Genomic DNA, 20,359 nt, shown 5'->3' on the forward strand with positions numbered 1-20,359 from the left:
ACCGTCGGTCACTCGACCGGAGCCACTCCGGAAGAGTCGAAGGAATCCCCCTAGGGATCGGCCCACGCAGGAGAAACGTGGCATTCCTCCGCGCTTTGACGCGCTTGTGCCTCGTGCTTCTGCACGGGGCAATTTTCATTGCTCCGGGCGGACAAGACATGAAGTAATGGGAAGGAGGCGTGTGTCATGGCAAACCCGAAGAACACGGCTGAGCTCGCTGCCTTGAAGGAGAAGTTCAAGGACGCTAGCTCTGTCTTCCTCACCGAGTACCGCGGCCTGACTGTGAGTCAGCTGCAGGAGCTGCGCGGTGAGCTCGGATTTGACGTTGAACTGCACGTCGCCAAGAACACCCTCGTGAAGATCGCTGCCAATGAGCACGGTATCGAGGGTCTCGATGATCTCCTGACCGGCCCGACCGCTGTTGCCTTTGTCAAGGGTGACGCAACGGTTGACGCCGCCAAGACGATGAAGAAGTTCGCCAAGGATAACGACCTGTTCGTTATCAAGGGCGGCTACATGGACGGTAACGCTCTCGACGCAGCTCAGGTGGCTGCTGTCGCAGAGATGGACAACCGCGAGACCACTCTGTCCAAGCTCGCCGGCGCATTCCAGGGTTCTCTGGCGAAGGCTGCTGGCCTGTTCCAGGCTCCGGCATCCAAGACGGCACGACTCGTTGCCGCACTGCAGGACAAGCAGGAAGCCGCGTAAGGCGACTTCCATCACAAGTACGCACACCAAACATCTGGCCGCATAAGGCCACAACAGAAAGGAAGCCACCATGGCTAAGCTCTCCAAGGATGAGCTCATTGAGCAGTTCAAGGAAATGACCCTTATTGAACTTTCCGAGTTCCTGAAGGAATTCGAGGAGGTCTTCGACGTGACCGCTGCCGCTCCGGTCGCTGCTGTTGCAGCTGCTCCGGGCGCTGCTGGCGATGCCCCGGCTGAGGAGGAGAAGGACGAGTTCGACGTCGTTCTCGAGGCTGCTGGCGACAAGAAGATCGGTGTCATTAAGGCTGTCCGCGAGATCGTCTCCGGCCTGGGCCTGAAGGACGCTAAGGAGATGGTTGAGGGCGCACCGAAGGCCATCCTCGAGGGCGCTAACAAGGACGACGCTGAGGCTGCTAAGGCCAAGCTGGAAGAGGCTGGCGCAACCGTCACCCTCAAGTAAGCTCCTCGAAGCTTCAACGAGCATCATGCCCTCGTCGCTTAGCGACGGGGGCTTTTGCCGTATCTGCCCACCTGCCCCGCACCGTCACGAGCGTTGAACCTTTGGTTTTCGTCCGCGTTCGGGTGCCCTTGTAGACTCGCTCGCATGCTTCCTAAGTCCCGTATCACCTCAGCCCTGTTCGTCGGACTGGGTTTGGCGCTCATTGTCGCGGGACTCGCGGCCCCGAAATTCCTCAACGGGGATGCCCGCTTTCCGTTGGATCTTGAAAATACGACGTGGACGCTCCAGGACCCGGACGGGACAGTGGGGGAGGAGAAGGAAGACGGGAAAGTGACCGATGCAAAGGTGCCGCTGACCCGCCAGCTGCACATGACGGTGCAGAATCCGGCGAATGACGAAGTAGCTGCACTCCGTATCGGCGATTCCCTGAGGCGTGGGGATAAAGGATCCGATTTTGAGAATCTGCTCACTGCTTCAACGTGGTCGTTGCAGATGGACCGCAAGAGCGGCGAGTTCGTCGCTCCGGCGAAGTTGAGCACTGTGATGGCGTTGCCGGAGGCGGAGGTTCCTGTCGACGGGGTGTGGCTGAAATTCCCGTCGAGCGTGGAGCAGCAGGATTACCAGGTGTTCGATACGACTCTGCGCACCTCGGCGCCCGCCCGCTTCACCGGAGAGACGGAGCAGTACGGCCGCACGCTGTACACCTTCGAACAGGAGGTCCCGGCGACCAATGTGGCGTCGTTGTACGCCGATGCGCAGAACACTTTGACCGTGCCGGCTCCCGGGCCTGACGGGGGACAGCAGCAGGTGTTCCGGCACCACACCGCCAAGCGCGAGTTCACCGTCGACCAGATCACCGGCCTTGTGGTGGGGATGAACGAGCGGGTCGACGACTATTACGCGGACCGCTCGGGGAAGAGGGTACGGACGATCGTCTCCTACGATGCCGAGATGGATGAGGGTCAGACCCGCGCGCTCGCCGAACAGCTTCCCGCTGTGACCCAGCGTGTGTCGCGTGGTGTCACGTACACCGTCATGGGCCTCGGTGCACTCACGGCGCTCGCTGGTCTGGCAGGGGCGTTCCGGCCACCGGCGCCGCGGCACCGGCAGCGCGGACAATTGCAACGGTCCATGACGGAAAGCGCCTAAGCTGCGTCGGTTGCAGCAGGAACGCCGGTAGGTGGTAGAGTTCCCCGCGAATCCAACGGTGCACGAACCAGTCGGCGGCAGCGGCGGCCCCGGGATTCGGCGGCGAACGTCCACCAGTTTTTTCGCTGCGCGGGCGCTTTACAAAGAGATAGCGGGGGTATAAGCTGTCTCCTTGCGCTGGAAGCCGTCGCCAGTGTGTATGAAGAAACCTTGGGTCAATGCGAAAACATTGATTTGACAAGGTGATTTTGTGCATTCTGGACTATCGGGGGTTTCCACAGCTGTCGCAGCTAACAATAAACGCTAATTATCCAGCGGGTGACCAGTGCATATGCGCCGTGTACGGGCCCCGCGTGAGGTGCTGGAAGGACCCATCTTGGCAGTCTCCCGCCAGACCAAGTCAGTGGCCACAATTCCCGGAGCTCCGGAACGGTACTCGTTTGCGAAGATCGCCGAGCCGATTTCCCTGCCCGGGCTTCTCGATGTTCAGTTAGAATCCTTCGCTTGGCTCGTCGGCACGCCCGAATGGCGTGAGCGCCAGGCTGAAGAGCGCGGCGCCGATGCCCGCATCACGTCCGGTCTCGAGGACATTCTGGAGGAGATCTCCCCGATCCAGGATTATTCGGGCAACATGAGCCTGTCTCTTTCTGAGCCGCGCTTCGAAGATGTCAAGTACACCATCGACGAGTGCAAAGACAAGGACATCAACTACTCCGCGCCGCTGTACGTGACGGCCGAGTTCATCAACAACGACACCCAGGAGATCAAGTCTCAGACTGTCTTCATCGGCGACTTCCCGCTGATGACGGATAAGGGCACGTTCATTGTCAACGGCACCGAGCGTGTCATCGTGTCCCAGCTGGTGCGTTCCCCGGGTGTCTACTTCGACGAGACGATTGACAAGTCCACCGAGCGTCCGCTCCACTCCGTCAAGGTCATCCCGTCCCGCGGTGCATGGCTGGAGTTCGACGTGGACAAGCGCGACACCGTCGGTGTCCGCATCGACCGTAAGCGCCGCCAGCCGGTGACCGTTCTGCTGAAGGCCCTGGGCTGGACCGAGCAGCAGATCAAGGATCGCTTCGGTTTCTCCGAGATCATGATGTCCACGCTGGAAAACGACGGTGTGGCAAATACCGACGAGGCTCTGCTGGAGATCTACCGCAAGCAGCGTCCGGGCGAGCAGCCGACGCGCGACCTCGCGCAGTCTCTGCTTGAGAACGCTTTCTTCCGTGCAAAGCGCTACGACCTCGCTCGCGTCGGCCGCTACAAGGTCAACCGCAAGCTGGGCCTCGGCGGCGACCACGACGGTGAGATGACTCTGACCGAAGAGGACATTGCCACCACGCTCGAGTACCTCGTGCGCCTGCACGCAGGCGAGCGCGAGATGACCTCCCCGGAGGGCGTTGTCATCCCGATCAACACCGACGACATCGACCACTTCGGTAACCGTCGCCTCCGCACCGTCGGCGAGCTGGTGCAGAACCAGGTCCGCGTCGGCCTGTCCCGCATGGAGCGCGTCGTCCGCGAGCGCATGACCACCCAGGACGCGGAGTCCATCACTCCGACGTCCCTGATCAACGTGCGCCCGGTTTCCGCAGCGATCCGCGAGTTCTTCGGCACCTCCCAGCTGTCGCAGTTCATGGACCAGAACAACTCCCTGTCCGGCCTGACGCACAAGCGCCGCCTGTCTGCGCTGGGCCCGGGCGGTCTGTCCCGCGAGCGCGCCGGCATCGAGGTCCGCGACGTGCACCCGTCGCACTACGGCCGCATGTGCCCGATCGAGACCCCTGAGGGTCCGAACATCGGCCTGATCGGCGCACTCGCTTCTTACGCGCGCGTCAACCCGTTCGGCTTCATTGAGACGCCGTACCAGAAGGTCGTCGACGGCAAGATCACGGACGAGATCGATTACCTGACCGCCGACGAGGAGGACCGCTTCGCTATCGCCGAGGCGGCCACCCCACACGACAAGGACATGAACATCACAGCGGACCGCATCGAGGTCCGCCTCAAGGACGGCGACATCGGTGTCGTGGGTGCCAAGGATGTTGACTATGTGGACATCTCCCCGCGCCAGATGGTCTCCGTGGCTACCGCGATGATTCCGTTCCTCGAGCACGACGACGCTAACCGCGCGCTCATGGGTGCGAACATGCAGAAGCAGGCTGTGCCGCTGCTGCGTTCGGAGGCCGCGTACGTGGCCACCGGAACCGAGCTGCGCGCCGCCTATGACGCCGGCGACATCGTCATTGCCAAGAACGCGGGTGTTGTCGAGGACGTCACCGGCGACGTCATCACCATCATGGACGACGAGGGCCAGCGCGAGTCCTACCTGCTGCGCACCTTCGAGCGCACCAACCAGGGCACCTGCTACAACCAGACCCCGATCGTCTCCGCCGGCGAGCGTGTGGAGGCGGGCCAGGTCATCGCTGACGGCCCGGGCACCAAGAACGGCGAGATGGCGCTGGGCACCAACCTGCTCGTCGCGTTCATGCCGTGGGAAGGTCACAACTACGAGGACGCCATCATCCTCAACCAGCGCGTGGTAGAGCAGGACATCCTGACCTCCGTGCACATTGAGGAGCACGAGATTGATGCCCGCGACACTAAGCTGGGTGCAGAGGAAATCACCCGCGAGATCCCGAACGTGTCCGAGGACGTGCTGAAGGACCTCGACGAGCGCGGCATCATCCGCATCGGTGCGGACGTGCGCGACGGCGACATCCTCGTGGGTAAGGTCACCCCGAAGGGTGAGACCGAGCTGACCCCGGAGGAGCGCCTGCTGCGCGCCATCTTCGGCGAGAAGGCACGCGAGGTCCGCGACACCTCCCTGAAGGTGCCGCACGGTGAGACCGGCAAGGTCATCGCTGTCCGCCGCTTCTCCCGCGAGGACGACGACGATCTGTCGCCGGGTGTGAATGAGATGATCCGCGTCTACGTGGCTCAGAAGCGCAAGATCCAGGACGGCGACAAGATGGCCGGCCGCCACGGCAACAAGGGCGTTGTGGGCAAGATCCTCCCCGAGGAGGACATGCCGTTCATGGCTGACGGCACCCCGGTGGACATCATCCTGAACACCCACGGTGTGCCCCGTCGTATGAACATCGGCCAGGTCCTCGAGGTTCACCTCGGCTGGCTGGCTAAGGCCGGCTGGACCGTCAACCCGGACGATCCGGCGAACGCCAAGCTGCTGGAGACCCTGCCGGAGCACCTGTACGACGTTCCGCCCGAGTCGCTCACCGCGACCCCGGTGTTCGACGGCGCGACCAACGACGAGATTGCGGGCCTGCTGGCAAATACCAAGCCGAACCGCGACGGCGATGTCATGGTCGACGGCGACGGCAAGACCGTGCTTTTCGACGGTCGCTCCGGCGAGCCGTTCAAGTACCCGATTTCTGTCGGCTACATGTACATGCTCAAGCTGCACCACCTGGTGGACGAGAAGATTCACGCCCGTTCCACCGGTCCGTACTCCATGATTACCCAGCAGCCGCTGGGTGGTAAGGCACAGTTCGGTGGCCAGCGCTTCGGTGAGATGGAGGTGTGGGCGATGCAGGCGTACGGCGCCGCCTACACCCTGCAGGAGCTCCTGACCATCAAATCCGATGACGTGGTGGGCCGCGTGAAGGTGTACGAGGCGATTGTCAAGGGCGACAACATTCCGGATCCGGGCATCCCGGAGTCCTTCAAGGTGTTGCTCAAGGAGCTGCAGTCGCTCTGCCTGAACGTCGAGGTGCTCTCCACCGACGGCACCCCGATGGAGCTGTCCGGCGACGACGACGAATACGACCAGGCTGGATCCTCGCTGGGCATCAACCTGTCCCGCGACGAGGGTTCCGCAGCCGACACGGCATAGGCGCGTCCAGCGCGCTTATGCCGTGCGTCGGCAAGCAAAAGACTTTAGAGACGAAGAATTAATTCAACTTCAATCCTCCCGCTTTCTGGGAGGTGAAAGGGCATTTACGTGTTTGACGTAAACCTCTTCGACGAGCTCCGCATCGGCCTGGCCACCGCCGATGACATCCGCCGCTGGTCGCACGGCGAGGTGAAGAAGCCGGAGACGATTAACTACCGCACCCTCAAGCCGGAGAAGGACGGTCTGTTCTGCGAGCGCATTTTCGGTCCGACCCGCGACTGGGAGTGCTCCTGTGGTAAGTACAAGCGCGTCCGCTACAAGGGCATCATCTGTGAGCGCTGCGGCGTCGAGGTGACCAAGTCCAAGGTCCGCCGTGAGCGCATGGGCCACATTGAGCTCGCCGCTCCGGTCACGCACATCTGGTACTTCAAGGGTGTTCCGTCCCGTCTGGGCTACCTGCTGGACCTGGCGCCGAAGGACCTTGAGCGCATCATTTACTTCGCCGCCAATATCATCACGTCCGTCGACGAGGAGGCACGTCACAACGACATGTCCACCCTCGAGGCGGAGATGATCCTGGAGAAGAAGGAAGTCGAGCAGGACACCGAGGCTGAGATCGCCGACCGTGCCCAGAAGCTCGAGGAGGACCTCGCAGAACTCGAGTCCGAGGGCGCTACCGCTGCTGCCCGCAAGAAGGTGCAGAACGCTGCCGACAAGGAAATGCAGCACATGCGCGAGGCCGGCGAGCGCGAGATCGAGCACCTCGACGAGATCTGGAACACCTTCATCAAGCTCGCTCCGAAGCAGATGATCATCGACGAGAACCTCTACGAAGAGCTCGTCGACCGCTACGAGGACTACTTCACCGGCGGCATGGGCGCTGAGGCGATCCAGACCCTGATCCGCAACTTCGACTTGGATGCCGAGTCCGAGGAGCTGCGCACCATCATCGCCGAGGGCAAGGGCCAGAAGAAGGTTCGTGCTCTGAAGCGCCTGAAGGTCGTCGCCGCGTTCCAGCGCTCCGGCAACGACCCGGCCGGCATGATTCTCGACGCGATCCCGGTGATCCCGCCGGAGCTGCGCCCGATGGTTCAGCTCGACGGTGGCCGCTTTGCCACCTCCGACCTGAATGACCTGTACCGCCGCGTGATCAACCGCAACAACCGCCTCAAGCGCATGATCGATCTCGGCGCACCCGAGATCATCGTGAACAACGAGAAGCGCATGCTGCAGGAGTCCGTGGACGCTCTGTTCGACAACGGCCGCCGCGGCCGTCCGGTCACCGGCCCGGGCAACCGACCGCTGAAGTCCCTGTCCGACCTGCTCAAGGGTAAGCAGGGCCGCTTCCGCCAGAACCTGCTGGGTAAGCGTGTGGACTACTCCGGTCGTTCCGTGATTATCGTTGGTCCGCAGCTGAAGATGCACGAGTGCGGTCTGCCGAAGCTGATGGCTCTCGAGCTGTTCAAGCCGTTCGTGATGAAGCGCCTGGTGGACAACGACTACGCGCAGAACATCAAGTCCGCCAAGCGCATGGTGGAGCGCCAGCGCCCCGAGGTGTGGGACGTTCTGGAGGAGGCCATTGCGGAGCACCCGGTGCTGCTCAACCGCGCACCGACGCTGCACCGTCTGGGTATCCAGGCCTTCGAGCCGGTGCTGGTCGAGGGTAAGGCCATCCAGCTGCACCCGCTGGCATGTGAGGCGTTCAACGCCGACTTCGACGGCGACCAGATGGCTGTCCACCTGCCGCTTAGCGCTGAGGCGCAGGCAGAGGCCCGCATCCTCATGCTGTCCTCCAACAACATCCTGTCCCCGGCATCCGGTAAGCCGTTGGCTATGCCGCGTCTGGACATGGTGACCGGCCTGTACTTCCTGACCATGCTGAAGAGCGAAGGCGAGATCGGCGGCGAGGGCGCGTACGCTCCGGCCGACGAGAACGGCCCTGCACGCGGCTACTACTCCGATCACCGCGAGGCCATCATGGCGTATGACCGCGGTGTCCTCGGCCTGCAGGCTCCTATCAAGGTGCGCATCAGCCACTTGCGTCCGACGCGTGAGATCGAGGCGGAGCAGTTCCCTGACGGCTGGGAGAAGGGTCAGCCGTGGACGGCTGACACCACCCTCGGCCGCATCATGTTCAACGAGATGCTTCCGTTCAACTTCCCGTACCAGGAAGGCGCAATGGTGCGTAAGGGCGGCGGTGCCGGCAAGGTGCTGCTCGGCGACATCATCGCCTCCATGGTGGAGAAGTACCCGATGATCACCGTCGCCCAGACGATGGACAAGCTCAAGGACGCCGGTTTCTACTGGGCGACCCGCTCGGGCATCACCATCACCATGTCCGACGTGCTCGTGCTCCCGAACAAGACCGAGATCTTGGACGAGTACGAGAAGGAAGCGGAGGCCATCGAGCGCAAGTTCTGGGAGAAGGGTGCTCTTACCGAGGAGAACCGCTACGACCGCCTGGTCGAGCTGTGGCAGGACGCCACCAACAAGGTGGGTCAGGCCGTGGAGGACCTGTACCCGGACGACAACCCGATTCCGATGATTGTGAAGTCCGGTGCTGCCGGTAACATGCGCCAGATCTGGACGCTGGCCGGCATGAAGGGCATGGTCGTGAACTCCCGCGGTGAGTACATCACCCGTCCGATCAAGACGTCCTTCCGCGAGGGTCTGTCCGTGATGGAGTACTTCAACAACTCCCACGGTTCCCGTAAGGGCCTGGCGGATACCGCTCTGCGTACCGCTGACTCCGGTTACCTCACCCGCCGTCTGGTGGACGTGGCGCAGGACGTCATCGTCCGCGAGGACGACTGCGGCACCCACCAGGGCGTCAAGGTTCCGGTGGCAGAGGCTGCCGGCACGGGCCGCTTCAACCGCCACGACCTGGTCGAGACCTCCGTTTCCGGCCGCGTGCTGGCATCCGACGCAACCGACGCCGACGGCAACGTCATCCTCGAGGCAGGCAGCGACCTGTCCGAGGAGCGTATCGACGCCCTCGTTGAGGCCGGTGTCGCCGAGGTCAAGGTCCGCTCCGTGCTGACCTGCCAGACCCCGACTGGTGTCTGCGCGAAGTGCTACGGCAAGTCCATGGCCACCGGCAAGCTCGTCGACATCGGCGAGGCTGTCGGCATCGTGGCTGCCCAGTCCATTGGTGAGCCGGGTACTCAGCTGACCATGCGTACCTTCCACCAGGGTGGTGTCGGCGGCGACATTACCGGTGGTCTGCCACGTGTCCAGGAGCTGTTCGAGGCCCGTGTGCCGAAGAACCGCGCCCCGATCGCGTCCGTCGCCGGCGAGATTTCGCTGGAGGACGAGGGCAACTTCTGGACTTTGACCATTCACCCGGAGGACGGCTCCGACGACGTGGTCTACGAGAAGCTGTCCAAGCGCCAGGGCCTGGCTCAGGTGCGTCGCCCGATGGAGTCCAACCCGGATGCCATGATCGAGCGCTCCCTGCGTGACGGCGACAAGGTCAAGGTCGGTGACCGCCTGCTGCGCGGTGCCGCTGACCCGCACGACGTGCTGGAGGTCCTTGGCCGCCGCGGTGTGGAGAAGCACCTCATCGACGAGGTTCAGGCCGTCTACCGCACCCAGGGTGTGTCGATTCACGATAAGCACATCGAGATCATCATCCGCCAGATGCTCCGTCGCGGCACCGTCATCGACGCGGGCTCCACGGAGTTCCTGCCGGGTACGCTCGTGGACCTGTCGGAGGCACGCCAGATCAACGGTCAGGCTGTCGCCGAGGGCGGCGAGCCGGCAGAGCTGCGCAGCGAGATCATGGGTATCACCAAGGCATCGCTGGCCACCGAGTCCTGGCTGTCCGCCGCCTCCTTCCAGGAGACGACGCGTGTGCTTACGGATGCCGCTATTAACAAGCGCTCCGACAAGCTCATCGGCCTCAAGGAGAACGTGATCATCGGTAAGCTGATCCCGGCCGGTACGGGTATTTCCCGTTACCGCAACATCTCCGTCAAGCCGACCGAGGCCGCTCGTTCCGCCGCCTACTCGATCCCGTCCTTCGGTGATTCGATCTACGGCGACGAAGGCTACGGCGAGTTCACCGGCGCGTCCGTGCCGCTCGACGAGTACGGGTTCGACCAGTTCTAAGCGCTTAAGCGCCGCTTATCGACGACACCCCGGCCCCTCTCCTTCGCCCACAGCGGGGAGAGGGGCCGGGGTTTTTGTTCTCTACATGCGTCGTCGTTGCTGCCGTGCTCTGCTCCAGCCAGTTCTTCGTGTAGCTTTGCTCGGGGCTGCTGGACGCACCATGAGGGTGAGTCCATCGAAATCTGTCGGTTCCCAGTCGTGTCGGTGAGTGCGAAACTCCATGCCTTGCTCGTTATTGGATGAGTACACCAGCAGCGCACGTCCATCACGCACTAAATCAGTTGTTCGCTCCCAGAGCAGATCACGAACGCGAGCTGATGGCGCGCCGACGAACGTGCCAGGCGTGAGCTCCGTGAGCCATTTGGTGAGGTCACCCCGCAGGCCGGCGGGACATGCTGTGACCACGAGAACCATCATGTGAGTGCCTCGTGTTCAGCCCAATTCACACCGGATGAAATGACTTCGAGCTCACTCCAAAGCAAAAGTTCAGCATCTTTGAAGAGTTCGTCGTCCGGGACTTCCATGACGAACTTGAGGTCGCGGACCATCCGCTGCATAAGCCGCTTTTCGACGACGGCGTCCCGCACCATCCTCCGCACGGTTACCGATGGCATCCCTTGCCCGCTAGCTACTGCGTCGAATGCGGCGGGTATAGCTATCTCGGCCTTGTATAGATCGGCAATGTCGTACACGAAAGAGCGATCGGTCCCGGTGTGAATGACACCGAGTGCTGGGATAAAACCCATGCCAGCTACCACGGCATGCGCAATGCCATATAGAGCTGCGCTTGCCGCGGTGAGCGCTTGATTGATCGGGGTGGAGGAATCAAAGTCATTGGGGTCATAGCTCCTGCGGTCCCAATACACTCCGGTGCGCTCAGCCTCTGCTGCGTAAATCTTTTTCATCCTCGCACCTTCGCGGCCGCGGAGCTTGGCCATAGACAAACCGGTAAGGTCTTCTCCAGGGAAGCGGAGGTTGTACATTCGCTTTGCACAGTCCAGTCGCTTCCGTTGATGAGACACAACTTCAGCCTGAAGCTCTGCCATCCGTGAAGATTTCGCTGGGGGACGTCCGCTGGCGTAATAACGGACACCACGTTCACCGACCCATACTGTCGACGTGCCAGCGTCTCCCAATAGGGCCATAGCGGCATAGGTGATGCGGGTTCCAGGTCCGAGGAGAAGAACCGCTAATTGTGTGGCAGGGACGTGCGCAACTCCCCGTTGGTCAGTGATGGTGAGCGCGTTTCCATCACGGTTGACAGTGGCGCGCTCGACGTAGAGGAAGGAGATGCGGTCACCCATCTGCGCCAAAGCATGGCGTGTGACCGGCAACTCCTGTGGCGTCGTCACTTTATTTCACCGGTGCAAGGGTTATGAGCCCGCAACCATAAGCACGTGCGCGGCCAATGCCGTGAGTTAGTGCATGTCGCAGCGCTTCTGCATCAGTGACCTCAAGAGTTCCAGAGAAGCGGGCCTTCGCAATGCGAACCTTGTTCCGGGTGCTGCGTGAATCATTTCCCTTGCCGAATACGTCAGTCCATCGTTCCATCACCATTGGTGTGTCACTGTTAGACCAACGGGCACGTTCCTCATCGGTGCATTCGTCGTCGATACGCGGAGCCAGCTTAAACCCTGCTCGGTCGGCTTGCTTGTACAGCCAGTCGAGCTGGTGGCGGACCGAGACATGTGCTTTGATCTTGCCACGTTTCCCATTGGGCACCGAGTAGGTGGGATTACCTACGACCTCGAAATGCCAACGCTGTCCCTTCATAAGCGAGTTAATGAAACGATCATAATCAGCGCTTTGCGCTGGCCGGTTATCCCATCCCGCTTGCTCAACGATGAGAGCACCAGTGGGTTTTTCCGGGCCAACGATGTACAGAACCGATTCGTGATCTTGAGGGTCGACGCGCCACAGGACTCGTCCATCGCCTTCAGTGATATCTGGTGGGAACGAAGCCCGGACAGCTGCGTGCATTGCCTGGGGATTTGTCAGTAGTTTTCGCCCTTGACGCCGTGCCGGATTGATAGATATTCGTGTCAGCGTGCTCATGCCTGCACCACCGTTTCAAAATAAATATCTCGAGGCGACGTACGTTCCTTGCCGTCGGGATTATGAATCTCAACATCGTCACAGCGAATGACATCACGCCATCCATAGCGGCGGTGCTGTGGATCAAAAGACAGAGGAACGTCCTGCCTGGGCACGCCACCTGCCTCAGTTGGGAGCGCATCCCGATATATAGCTAGCGTGACATCCTTCGGGGACTGCTTTTTGTGCTGAGCAGTCGCGTACCAGGTTTGGTGATCCCGAAGTGCCTGTTCACCAGCCGTATCGGTTAATCCGACGACGAGTCCCGGGTGTACGGGGCAGGAGCGCCGTCCCATGAAGAGGGGAAACACAGGTGATTTCAGTGCTTCGGCGATGTTTTCAAGGAGTGCTCGGTCATCTGATTCCACAGCAACCAGGAATGCCGCGTCAGAAAGGAAATACCGTGTGACTAGCTGCGCAGAAGCATCTGGCTTTGTCTGCCATGGCTGAGCCGTCTGATAATCGCGCAGAAGGCTTCCGGATTGGTCGACGCGAACCGCCAGCTTTAGAGCTGCCAGATCCTCGATTTCGTCGGTGCGACGCCGACCTTGCGCTGCGGCGATGAGACCTACGATTCCAGATTTTGTCGGAGTGGTTGCCGTAGCGCGAGTCTTATAGCGAGATTCATCTCCCCATGACTGCATTGGCCCCTTTAAAAGGAGCAAAAGTGAGTGAGGCACTAGCTCTCACCAGCCAGGGTCTTCAGCTCATCAGCCACACGATCCGTCAGACCTGCAAGCGTGGTTTTCTCAGCAATGCCTTCAAACGGTGCGGAGAGATCCCCAATGCCAAGCACAAAGGCAGCCTGAGGGGTGAAACCGTAGACTTCCTCAACATCTCGTGCTTCTTGGGCGAGTCGCTCAGCGGCGACGGTGCGACGGTGCTTCGGTTCCGCATCCGATCCGGAGGTGAACTGGTAGCTGCTGTTTGCTTCCTCGAGTACCGGAGTCTCAAAGGCATTGACCAGTGAAACCGGACGTGTGTCGCGAATGGTTACGTACACCAACTCAGGCAAGGTCTGGTTAGCGAATGTATTGATCTTTCCGGTGGGCATCGACGCAATGAATGCCTCAATGAAGTGTTGCGCGGCCTGGCGCGCGACCTCAGCAGAGCCCAGGTTGTCCTCCAGCCCCTTCATGTTTACGGTTGCGTACCGGTAAAGGGTGGAAGACATCATCTGGACAGTACCGATCATTCCTGCGCCGGTCTCTTCGCCTTCTTCAGCAAGGTCATCTACTGCGGTGAAGTAGTCAAAGTCTGGCGTGGAGTTGTGGATACCGATGGCGTGGGCAACCTGCACCGCGGCATCGACGTTGAAAGCTGCATCATCGGCGATCATGCGGCCGAACATGGCCATATCCACGGAGTGATTCGTATCCAGAATCTCCTTGGCTTCGTTCTTAGTCAGCTTTTCATCGCCGCGGGCAAGAAGCTCCTCAACTGCGCGATCGATCTGCTGCTGGCTGAGGAAGATCAGATACGTGGTACGGGGGTATGGGTTGTGCTCCGGAGTATCAGCGTCGGCTTTCTTCGGCTTCTTGTCTACTTCGGTTTTGATTCCCGCAGCCTTGAACAACTTCTCAGTTCGAGCGATGGCGTCAGACTGCTCCAACCCTTCAGCTTTAAGACGACGGGCAATCTTTTCCGGCAGCCGCTTGGAGCGATCACCGATCTGCTCACTATCAAATTGGGTTTCAAAGTACCGGCGAATGGCACGCTTCCACGATTGGGAGGAAACACGCTGACGCGGGACACCACCGAAGACAGCAGTTTTCGGGGCACCGGTGTCATCGCGGTTAATCAGGGACGGCGGAATTGTCTGCAGGGCGTGGATATCGATGACGAGGGACATGGGTCTTACCTTTCTAGTTAGTGGTGGAGAGGTCAGAGGATTCGGAGTCGGACAGCGGGGAGTCTTGCTGGGATGGGCGTAGCATTCCGACCGCATAATCGCGGCCCCAGCGAAGGAGAACTCCATCGCGACGTGCTGGGTTCTGCAGACTGCGCAGGTCTACGGCAAATGCGCCGTAATCAAAGGCGAGTTTTTCGCTCTTCAACAACGAGACCAGCGTTCTTAGGTGAATGAGACGTGAGGACTCTTCGCGGGCAGTCTGCATAGCGTCAAATCGTGCTTTGAGCGATCCTGATTCGCTAATGGTTTGCAGTCGACCACAGGCCATTGCAAATGAGCGATCTTCAGAGTGTGCTGGCGTTGCAGCGCTTTGCATGTGCGATGCGAAGAGCGTGAGCGCGTAATAAGCCGCAGCCTCAGAAGGCGAGGGCGCATCTCCTTGGCCGAGCTCGCCCTCGCTTAGTGCAGGGCTAAGAATGCTCAGCACATGCTGGAGAGCAAGTGGATCGGTGCCGAATTCGCGAGCCGCACTTTTACGCAGTTCCGCAAAAATTCGTCGTGCTTCAGTACCGCCTATTGATTCGGGTCGTTCAAGGTAGTTTGTCTGCAATCGGTTTACAGTGTTCGCCACACTGAAACGGAGGTTTGGTGAACTCATTCGGTGTCGCCTTTCTGTCGCAGTGCTCTTGCTTCTTGTTCATGTTCCCGTAGGAGAGGGAGATCCTGGCTGAGTCGATATTGCAGATGGCGGTACAAGGATCCGGCACTGACTACGCGGCCGTTTCCATCTTCTCCAGAATCCACAACACGGCCGATCAGAGCTTTCTGGCCGGCTCCGCGCACAGCTTCATCGGCAATCAGAAACAGCTGTTTACGGATCTGCGCCTGCCAAGAGATTGCTTCCTCCTCAATGTTTTCGAGGTCTAGGCCGCGTAGCCAGGTGATAAATAACGGCTCCAAGACCGTGTACAGACGGTCCGCTGCATCTACATCGAATTCGTATTCTCCACCAGCAGCAACAGCAAGTTGGCCGGCGAACCAGCCGAGCGAAGTTGCTGCGTTACGGGTGACATCGGCAGCGTCGCGCACGTATTGCCGTTGAACTCGTGAAACTCCGTCATCCTGCAGCAGTGAGAGAGGAAGACCAATATTTCCAGTGATTACGGTGCCGACTGAGGAGCTTTGTGCTCCGTACTCCATCGATACGATGCTGACATCGGCAATCTCGTTGGAGCGCTGAAGTTTCGCGATCCTGGAGAAATTGACTAGGTTGTCTGGCCGTTTAGGAGCATGATCTGCACCGGTGAAACCGGCATCGGACTCGGAAACAAGTAAAGCATCGAGTGAACGCCACATGGTGCGCTGTGCGTCGTATGGCTTGGGGTAGAAGGCCAACTGGCCTTTCTTAGTCTGATTCTTGCTGAAGCGATAAGGCGTCATCGGGTCGCCGAAGACGTTCTTGCCTGCGTCCGGGATTTGATCACCGTTGCTAACCAGCACCGCGACCACTCGGTTACCTTCAGTGAATAGACGAATTCTTCTTGACTGCCACGTAGCTAAGTCTGCGGCACCTTGTGGCTGCGGTGCTTCGGGCTTTGCAAGTTTTCCGGCGGGATCGTTGCGTTGGGCAGACGAATCCGCTTCGCGTTCCCATACAGGCAAGTCATCTGCGGAGCTAGGGGAGAGAACTTCTTCAGGAGTATTCAACAGAAGGGTTTCGAGAAGTGAGCGACCATGGATGGTTGTTCCACCAGTCATCCCGGACCACCCGGTACCGATGGGGTAGCCCTTCCCGCCTTTCACCCGAGGATCACCGATAGCACCAGATTTGATTCCGGAGTAGTCGTACGCCTGGGTGTGGATGAGCCAGCGTGCTGCCTCATCGAACGCGAGACTTTCGCGTCCCTCGTGTGTGCGCATGGTGAAATAGTCCTGCTCAGAGTCAGGCAGGATCCGCGAGACTGTCTGTCGTGTCGCTTTCGTGGTGTCGAGGTCAGCGACCTGCATGAAAGGCTCTTCGGGATCAAGTAAGTCAAAGCGGTGACGGTATTTATCCAAATATTCCAAGGCCACATCGTCACGCCCGGATTCGACTAGTTCCTTTCGTTTTGAAATGAACCATTGCTCCCAGTCACCGGAATTTGCGGCGGCACCTTGGTGTGCCCGCCAGAAGATGGCCAACAAGACGCGGCGGACTGCGTAGTCCTGAGTGGGGGAGTCTCCGCGAATTTGAAGTGGTGTTGTACTGCCATCGAAAATTTTCCGAATGCCCAATTTCTCGGTGCCAGTGGAGGTCTCGCAGATAATCCACGGCTGTTCGAGCAAGTTGAACGACGGGTGATTGTCAAGGTGACTCACTTGGTTTTTCTCCTTTCTACTTTTGGTGGGTAATGGATTTTTCTTCGATATTAGGGATCGTGTGTGACATCATTACTGGGTTTATCGCTCAGGATTTCGATTCCAAGTTCTGAGGTATATCGAATTCTGAACCGCCCAAGGGCGGCTTCACCTGCCTCGTCTAAGGGCAGTGCGAGCTGTCCTTTGAGTAAGTAGTGCTTGTTCCATGCCGTGGGCGTGAGTTGTTCGAGTGTGCCAACCACATCCTCAAAATCTGCGTCGTACCGAGTAATGCGCGTTGGGAGGCGGACGGCACTTGAAGCCAGGTGGAATGCTTGGCGATAGCTCAGGTCTGGGTCGCCGGTGATCACCCAATCGGTGCCTAAGGGGACATACTCCTGCTCGTCACCGGTAATCGGAATGACTTCGACCGTTGGTTCTGTGTCGCGTACCTGTGCAGCACCCATTTCGTCATCCCCAAGGGTGACAGTGGCTTGTTCGAGATCGCCGAAGAGGTCACCTAACCGGTTGCACTCATCGGGGGGTTTGATGCGGAAGCTCTTCGATCTTGCATGTGCCGTCTTTACCCGTGCACTGTCCGCGATTAATGCCTTTTCCCATTCCTCCGCCCATTCGCTTGGCAGGTCCTGTTCGGGTGCATAAACATTGCGTACAAGTGCTGCTACGTCATCCGGCCTCTTAAAGGTAGTGGGCAGGTGATGAATGGTTGAAAGTAAGACCTTTAAGCCGTAGATGGCTTCCGCGCCTGAATCGAGCACCGGATGAGGGGTAAGTGACTCGATGCCGCGAACCAGTACTTTTGGTTCACGTACGTGTGATGGGCGGTCAGCTTCCGGACGGTCGTGGCGGTGTAGACGTCCAATACGTTGAATTATGAGATCCATGGGTGCGATGTCTGTGACCAGGACGTCAGCGTCGATGTCCAGACTTTGTTCGGCAACTTGGGTAGCTACCACGATTTTGCGGTATGGCCTGCCTTCATCGCGGTGAGCATCTGGTCCGAGTTCTTCGCGCAGGCGGTCTTCTTTTGCGGAGCGCTCCCAGGCCATAAATCCAGCGTGGTGTAGTTCAACCTCGTCGGGGTGGGAGAGCTTGAAGGCACGATATGTGTCTTGTGCTCGGGCGATGGTGTTGCAGATGATAAGGGCTACTCCACCATCATCCAGCAACGTATCAATGTGTTTCTGGAGCTCACTGAGTGAGTCGTCGATCACCTCGATCAAGGCTTCGAGGTTCGTGGGGCTGGGCTCGGGAGTGATGCTCTGCTGATCAGTTTGAGACGCCACGGTGATGAGCGGATATGCATCAGACGGGTTGACGATGTCCCGACCAGTGAATGCTTTGACCAGTGAATTGCGTCGATCCGGTGGGAGAGTGGCTGACATCATGATGACTGTCGCGCCGTACTTGGCAAGCCACTCAAGCGTCGTCTCAAGATAGTCAGAGGTATACGTGTCGTACGCGTGGACCTCATCGAAGATGATGATTTTTCCAGCTAGGGCGACGTGCCGCAGCATGGAATAACGCTGTCGCAATGCCATCATGAGTACCTGGTCTACGGTTCCCACAACCACATTTGAGAGCAGCCCGCGGCGGCGTCCGCTCATCCAAGAACTTGCGATGACATTCCCGCCGGCAGCACTGTCCTCGCCGATCCCTTTGAAGCGCAGTTGCTGATATGGCTGGGACAGTTGATTCTTCGAGTGGGCGAGATATAGCGATGACACAGTTTCTGGATCTGTGACGTTCTTGGCCCAAGTGATTGTCCGTTCGAGCAAGCCATTCGCGGTGGCCATCGTTGGTGCCGCAAAGTAGATTCCCTGCGATTGAGTGGCGTTTGCGATGATGTGCGCAGTGGCAAGGGCGGCTTCTGTTTTGCCCACTCCGGTTTCTGCTTCAAGGACGATCAGTGAGGGGCCAGTCACTGATTTCCCTGCCTCAGCCATGGCTGCCTGGACACTTCTCGCACGGAAGTTCTCCGGCCAGTTGAAGGAGTTTCGATAATGCTTATCGACGTCATCTTCTACCGACGCCCCGTTCCATGGACGTGTTAAATCAGTGGATTGCATTCCGGAGCGAACTCGTTCATCTTGGTCTGCGGAGACCATCATGGGAAAGGCATCAGGATTCGATGCGATCCAATCTGCAATGACAACGAGACCAGTGAGTAGCTGTATCACCGCGGGGTCCGGGTATGAGCCATCTTTCAATGCTTCAAGAGTGGGCTCGATATCAGTGACATCGGCCATGACGTCCAGTAGTTCGTATTGCACATCCTGCCATTCCTGCGAATAGATGCTCAGAATGGTTTCGATGTGTTCCTTTTCGCCGTCTGCGGATGAAACGCCGTGGTGGGCGTCTGCCACGGCAGCAAGTCGTTCTGCGGTGGGGTAGTCAAACCCTTTATCCATGAGCCAATTTGCAATCAGGATCCCTGAGCAGATGCCGTGAGGCATTTTCTTGCGGCCTTTTTCTAAGCCACTGGTCCGAAGCGGCAGACCAGCATCAGTCAGGTTTGAGATGAGATGCTCGAATCCACCTCTCTTTTCCAGTTGGGTCTGGAATTTTAAGCAGGCCTTGCCTGCGTCGTGCGTGCCCGCTAGCCAGATGTACAGGTTCCGGACCTGGTTCTTGGTGATCCCTAAACCGTCGGCCAGTTGTTGCTTGAGTGGTTCTGCAACCCAAGTGTCATAGACGGCCCCCGCCACTCCGGCTGTATCCATGAGGTGCTGCGGAAGATTGAGGTAGCCGTTCTCATCCCCTGACTTTGCCCACAGTGCCCGAGCTTGCTCGCTGAAGCTTGGAGCAAGCGCGTCCTCTCGAACGGATTGTTCGAGAAACGGTCTGCTGTGTCGCTCCCTCATGATCTACTCCTTATTGAAAAGGTTCTGTCGCTTGGATCGCTTACGTCTGACTTTAATGTACCTCAAGAAACTTAATCTTAGGTATCTCACAAGAACAACTTAAGATAATTCCTGGGCCGGGTTATTTAGTTATAACAACCTCTATTCACCTACGGTTAGCTCATCCCCATCTAATGGGGATGAGCCTTTGTTTTTGTGCGATTGGCTCACTTCCCCGCGTAAGCGGGGTACCATCAATTCGGGTTCGAAAGTTGTCCCTTCAATGAGTGGACAGCCATCCTTTCCGCAGGCTGGGAAGGGTGCTCCCCGCGTGAGCGGGGATGAGCCCGAGTTCGGATTCCGCCTTCGACACGGACTCGGTGTGCTCCCCGCGTGAGCGGGGATGAGCCCAACGACTGCCCAAGCTCTTCAACAGGACGGTTGTGCTCCCCGCGTGAGCGGGGATGAGCCCCGCGCCTGGCATTTCGCCGATGAGGCCCGGCCGTGCTCCCCGCGTGAGCGGGGATGAGCCGGAATTGCAGGTCACCCATTGCGATACTGTGATGTGCTCCCCGCGTGAGCGGGGATGAGCCCTCAACCGTGACCACATCCCCCACACGAAAATCGTGCTCCCCGCGTGAGCGGGGATGAGCCTTCAGCAGCCCAGGAGCAGGCTGCGTCTTGCCAGTGCTCCCCGCGTGAGCGGGGATGAGCCCCCGTTGTTATCGAACAGGTAGTTCAAGATTCGGTGCTCCCCGCGTGAGCGGGGATGAGCCCGCCCCGGGCACCCCTGCGGAGAACGTGGCCACGTGCTCCCCGCGTGAGCGGGGATGAGCCCAACCTCCCGACCATCTGGAACGCTGTGAAATCGTGCTCCCCGCGTGAGCGGGGATGAGCCCACCGTGACCGTGTTGCCCGAAACACGAGAC

The 20,359-nt window shown here is 59.4% G+C and carries 13 protein-coding genes and 1 CRISPR repeat array (1 of these 14 only partly in view); of the genes, 5 read left to right on the forward strand and 8 right to left on the reverse strand.

Features of this window, described 5'->3' with window-relative positions:
- Positions 1–186: 186 nt before the first annotated feature.
- The 5 genes from rplJ (at position 187) to CZ338_RS04690 (ending at position 10,283) form a co-directional block, all read left to right on the forward strand.
- Positions 187–708 carry a 50S ribosomal protein L10 gene (rplJ, locus tag CZ338_RS04670; RefSeq protein WP_087117118.1) on the forward strand — a complete coding sequence of 174 codons (522 nt, stop codon included), beginning with the start codon at positions 187–189 and terminating at the stop codon, positions 706–708.
- 70 nt (positions 709–778) lie between these two features.
- Positions 779–1,168, forward strand: coding sequence for a 50S ribosomal protein L7/L12 (gene rplL / locus CZ338_RS04675; RefSeq protein ID WP_076598042.1), 390 nt, complete (start codon positions 779–781; stop codon positions 1,166–1,168).
- 144 nt (positions 1,169–1,312) lie between these two features.
- The gene (locus tag CZ338_RS04680; RefSeq protein WP_087117119.1) at positions 1,313–2,317 is read left to right on the forward strand and encodes a DUF3068 domain-containing protein; all 1,005 of its coding nucleotides are present in this window, start codon (positions 1,313–1,315) and stop codon (positions 2,315–2,317) included.
- Between the two features lie 358 nt (positions 2,318–2,675).
- On the forward strand, positions 2,676–6,173 hold the full coding sequence (gene rpoB, locus CZ338_RS04685) for a DNA-directed RNA polymerase subunit beta (RefSeq protein ID WP_087117297.1): 3,498 nt from the start codon (positions 2,676–2,678) through the stop codon (positions 6,171–6,173).
- A 108-nt stretch (positions 6,174–6,281) separates the two neighbouring features.
- Positions 6,282–10,283: a DNA-directed RNA polymerase subunit beta' gene (locus tag CZ338_RS04690; protein WP_087117120.1), complete on the forward strand. Its 4,002-nt coding sequence runs from the start codon at positions 6,282–6,284 to the stop codon at positions 10,281–10,283.
- Positions 10,284–10,364: 81 nt separating this feature from the next.
- Here CZ338_RS04690 and cas2e read toward each other — a convergent pair whose 3' ends face one another.
- From cas2e to CZ338_RS04730, 8 genes are read right to left on the reverse strand one after another with little or no spacing between them, the layout of a single operon-like run.
- Positions 10,365–10,700 (reverse strand): type I-E CRISPR-associated endoribonuclease Cas2e, encoded by a 336-nt coding sequence (cas2e, locus tag CZ338_RS04695; protein ID WP_087117121.1) that lies wholly within the window; start codon positions 10,698–10,700, stop codon positions 10,365–10,367.
- Positions 10,697–11,635, reverse strand: coding sequence for a type I-E CRISPR-associated endonuclease Cas1e (cas1e, locus tag CZ338_RS04700; protein WP_087117122.1), 939 nt, complete (start codon positions 11,633–11,635; stop codon positions 10,697–10,699). Before cas1e ends, cas2e begins: the two co-directional genes overlap by 4 nt.
- A gap of 1 nt (position 11,636) precedes the next feature.
- Positions 11,637–12,338 (reverse strand): type I-E CRISPR-associated protein Cas6/Cse3/CasE, encoded by a 702-nt coding sequence (cas6e, locus tag CZ338_RS04705; protein WP_087117123.1) that lies wholly within the window; start codon positions 12,336–12,338, stop codon positions 11,637–11,639.
- Positions 12,335–13,057: a type I-E CRISPR-associated protein Cas5/CasD gene (gene cas5e / locus CZ338_RS04710; protein ID WP_087117124.1), complete on the reverse strand. Its 723-nt coding sequence runs from the start codon at positions 13,055–13,057 to the stop codon at positions 12,335–12,337. The genes cas6e and cas5e overlap by 4 nt, the downstream gene beginning before the upstream one ends.
- Positions 13,057–14,229, reverse strand: a complete 1,173-nt coding sequence (gene cas7e, locus CZ338_RS04715) for a type I-E CRISPR-associated protein Cas7/Cse4/CasC (RefSeq protein WP_087117125.1) — start codon at positions 14,227–14,229, stop codon at positions 13,057–13,059. The genes cas5e and cas7e overlap by 1 nt, the downstream gene beginning before the upstream one ends.
- 13 nt (positions 14,230–14,242) lie before the next feature.
- The gene (casB, locus tag CZ338_RS04720; protein ID WP_087117126.1) at positions 14,243–14,887 is read right to left on the reverse strand and encodes a type I-E CRISPR-associated protein Cse2/CasB; all 645 of its coding nucleotides are present in this window, start codon (positions 14,885–14,887) and stop codon (positions 14,243–14,245) included.
- Entirely contained in the window at positions 14,884–16,587 is a 1,704-nt protein-coding gene (gene casA, locus CZ338_RS04725) for a type I-E CRISPR-associated protein Cse1/CasA (protein WP_087117127.1), read from the reverse strand. Before casA ends, casB begins: the two co-directional genes overlap by 4 nt.
- A gap of 50 nt (positions 16,588–16,637) precedes the next feature.
- Positions 16,638–19,451, reverse strand: coding sequence for a CRISPR-associated helicase/endonuclease Cas3 (locus CZ338_RS04730; protein WP_087117128.1), 2,814 nt, complete (start codon positions 19,449–19,451; stop codon positions 16,638–16,640).
- A gap of 299 nt (positions 19,452–19,750) precedes the next feature.
- Positions 19,751–20,359: direct repeats of the CRISPR family, unit length 29 nt; unit sequence GTGCTCCCCGCGTGAGCGGGGATGAGCCC; it runs 3,508 nt beyond the window's last position.

Origin of the sequence: Corynebacterium urinipleomorphum (assembly GCF_900155535.1) — a bacterium.
GTDB lineage: Bacteria > Actinomycetota > Actinomycetes > Mycobacteriales > Mycobacteriaceae > Corynebacterium > Corynebacterium urinipleomorphum.

Excerpts from the sequence above, each read along its gene's own strand:
- rplJ (WP_087117118.1), top strand. The coding sequence starts at position 187 with ATGGCAAACCCGAAGAACACGGCTGAGCTCGCTGCCTTGAAGGAGAAG.
- rplL (WP_076598042.1), top strand. The coding sequence starts at position 779 with ATGGCTAAGCTCTCCAAGGATGAGCTCATTGAGCAGTTCAAGGAAATG.
- CZ338_RS04680 (WP_087117119.1), top strand. The coding sequence starts at position 1,313 with ATGCTTCCTAAGTCCCGTATCACCTCAGCCCTGTTCGTCGGACTGGGT.
- cas2e (WP_087117121.1), bottom strand. The coding sequence starts at position 10,700 with ATGATGGTTCTCGTGGTCACAGCATGTCCCGCCGGCCTGCGGGGTGAC.
- cas6e (WP_087117123.1), bottom strand. The coding sequence starts at position 12,338 with ATGAGCACGCTGACACGAATATCTATCAATCCGGCACGGCGTCAAGGG.
- cas7e (WP_087117125.1), bottom strand. The coding sequence starts at position 14,229 with ATGTCCCTCGTCATCGATATCCACGCCCTGCAGACAATTCCGCCGTCC.
- casB (WP_087117126.1), bottom strand. The coding sequence starts at position 14,887 with ATGAGTTCACCAAACCTCCGTTTCAGTGTGGCGAACACTGTAAACCGA.
- CZ338_RS04730 (WP_087117128.1), bottom strand. The coding sequence starts at position 19,451 with ATGAGGGAGCGACACAGCAGACCGTTTCTCGAACAATCCGTTCGAGAG.